The sequence below is a fragment of the Frankia sp. Mgl5 genome (genome assembly GCF_023242985.1).
GTDB classification, from domain to species: Bacteria; Actinomycetota; Actinomycetes; order Frankiales; family Frankiaceae; genus Parafrankia; species Parafrankia soli.
In genome coordinates this window covers 1-2,742 of sequence record NZ_JALKFY010000739.1, presented here as the reverse complement: position 1 = coordinate 2,742, position 2,742 = coordinate 1, and the positions used below count along the sequence as shown (strand labels likewise).

The following is a 2,742-nucleotide window of genomic DNA, read 5'->3' as shown; positions in this document are numbered from 1 at the left end:
GTCCATCCACTCCCTCACCACCCGACCCGCCACCCCACCCCACCCCACCCACGACGCACTCTTCCACCTGGCCTGGAAGCCCACCGAGCCGCCGCCCGTCCGCGGCCCGGTGTCTTTCGTCCGCCTGGGCACCGGCAGCATGGACCCCACCGCCATGGGCCCGCACCTGGCTGAGGAACAGGATCTCCTCGAGCCTGTGGGTGTTGCCGCGCCCGAAGGCACCCTCCGCGCTCTGGACCGCCACCAGATCGCGGATATTGCCCGGCTCGCGGACGCCGCACGCGGCGGAACGGCGATGCCGGGCGCCGCGATCGCGGATCTGACCAGGGTTGGTTCGGTGCGGGTCGCCGCGCGCGGTGTGCTGGCGCTCATACAGGCATGGCTGGCCGAACCCGACCTGGCTGCTTCACGGCTCGTACTGCTCACCCGGAACGCGCTGGCCGATCCGGCCGCCGCCGCGATCTGGGGGTTCGTCCGTGGCGCGAGATCCGAGCATCCCGGCCAGTTCACCCTGGTCGACCTTGATGGCGACCAGGTGCGGCTGGACGACGATCAGCTGGCGGCGGTGCTGGCCACCGACGAAGCAGAGATTGCCGTCCGCACGAATCAGGTCATGGTGCCCATGCTGCGGCGGGCAGCGCTTCCCGCCGCCGCGCCCTCGGGCAGACATCTGCCACGGCGGTGGGACCCGGAGGGAACGGTGCTGGTCACCGGGGGAGGCGGCGCGCTCGGATCGTTGCTCGCCCGCCATCTCGTGGTGGAGCACGGGGTGCGCCACCTGGTGCTGCTCGGCCGCCGCGGGGGCGCCGCCGACCTGGTGGCCGAGCTGTCGGAGCTGGGCGCGAAGGTGACCGCGCCCGCATGCGACGCCGTGGATCGCGACGCGCTGTCAGCGGTCTTCGCCGCCATCCCCGCCGAGCACCCGCTGACCGCCGTTGTGCACGCGGCGGGAGTCCTGGACGACGGGGTTGTCTCGGCGCTCACCCCCGAGCGGCTGGACGCGGTCCTCCGGCCGAAGATCGACGTGGCGTGGCACCTACACGAGCTGACCAAGGACATCGACCTGGCGGCGTTCGTTCTCTACTCCTCTGTCGCCGGAGTGTTCGGGTCCCCTGGCCAGGCGAACTACGCGGCGGCCAACGCTGCGATGGACGCGCTGGCCCGGCAGCGCCACGCCGCCGGTCTGCCGACGGTATCGATAGCCTGGGGACAGTGGGCCCGGACCGGTGGAATGGCGGATCAGCTCGGACACGCTGACCAGGAACGCCTCGCGCGCGCAGGGCTGATCGCGCTTTCCGACGCCGACGGGCTGGCACTGTTCGACGCGGCATTGAACGCGGGCGAACCGGTACTGGTGGCCGCCCGACTCGACCTCGCGGCAGTGCCTGACGGCATTGAGCCGCTGATGCGTGGCCTGCCACGACCGACACGACGGCGCGCGCGCCCCCACGCGGCCGGTGCGGACACCAGCCAGACGGCGGAACTCGCACGCCGGCTGGCCGAACTGCCCGACGAGGAACGCACCGAGGCGGTGCTCGAGGCAGTCATCCGCAACGCCGCCGAGGTGCTCGGTCTGCCCTCCGTAGACGCGCTCGAACCGGAGCAGTCCTTCAAGGAGGCGGGTTTCGACTCACTGACCGCGCTGGAGCTGCGGAACCGCCTCAGCCGCGCGATCGGTCTCCGCCTGCCGGTGACGCTGGTCTTCGACTACCCGACTCCGCGTGCACTGGCCGGACTGGTGGGCTCCGAACTTCTCGCCGCGGCCCCCGTAGAGGCCGTTGTCGCGAGTGTTCCGGCGGCCGATGTCGATGACGAGGAGGACCGGAGGTTGCGCCGAGTTCTTGCCTCGGTGCCGTTGAGTAGTTTTCGCGAGGCCGGAGTGCTGCCGACCCTGCTGCGGCTCGTGGACTCCGCGGAGGTGGCGCAGGTCGGCGACCCGCACCGCCCTGGTCCGGCCGCCCGGACCGATCACCGCGGCGGCGGCTCCGACGCGATCGACAGCCTTGACGTCGACGCTCTCGTCGCGCGTGCCCTCGACAGCCAGACGCCCTGACGGGCCACTACCAGGGAGGAACGACGACTGTGGCCGACGACAGGCTGGTCGCTGCACTGCGCGCTTCGCTCAAGGAGAACGAGCGGCTCCGCGACGAGATGCTGCGCGCGAGCGAGCCGATCGCAATCGTGGCGATGGCGTGCCGGCTGCCTGGTGGGGTGACCACCCCGGAGGAACTGTGGGAGATGGTGGCCCGTGGCGTCGACGCCGTTGAGGAGTTCCCCACCGATCGCGGCTGGGATCTCGACGGTATCTACCATCCCGACTTCGACGAGCCGGGTCGGACCTACGTCCGAAGGGGCGGGTTCCTGCGCGGCGCTGGTGATTTCGACGCGGAGTTTTTCGGCCTTTCCGACCGGGAGGCGCTGGGTACGGATCCCCAGCAGCGACTGCTACTGGAGGTTTCCTGGGAGGCATTGGAGAGGGCCGGTATCGATCCGCGCTCGATCCGGGGCCAGGAGATCGGGGTGTACGCCGGCCTGATGTACCACGACTACGCGGCCGGCGTGACACGTGTCCCCGCCGGCGTCGAAGCATTTCTAGCGATGGGTCGATCCGGCAGCGTGCTCTCGGGCCGGGTCTCCTACACACTTGACCTGCGTGGTCCTTCGGTCACGGTGGATACGGCGTGTTCGTCGTCGTTGGTGGCGTTGCATCTGGCGGCGCGGGCGTTGCGGGCGGGTGAGTGC

General features: G+C 70.7%; 2 protein-coding genes. Both read left to right on the top strand.

Annotation, left to right across the window (positions count from 1 at the left end):
• Window positions 1-2,053 (top strand): beta-ketoacyl reductase (locus tag MXD62_RS27230; RefSeq protein ID WP_248832260.1); only part of this gene is annotated, 2,053 nt, incomplete at its 5' end.
• Between the two features lie 29 nt (window positions 2,054-2,082).
• A partial coding sequence (locus tag MXD62_RS27225) for a beta-ketoacyl synthase N-terminal-like domain-containing protein (RefSeq protein ID WP_248832259.1) occupies window positions 2,083-2,742 on the top strand: 660 nt, incomplete at its 3' end.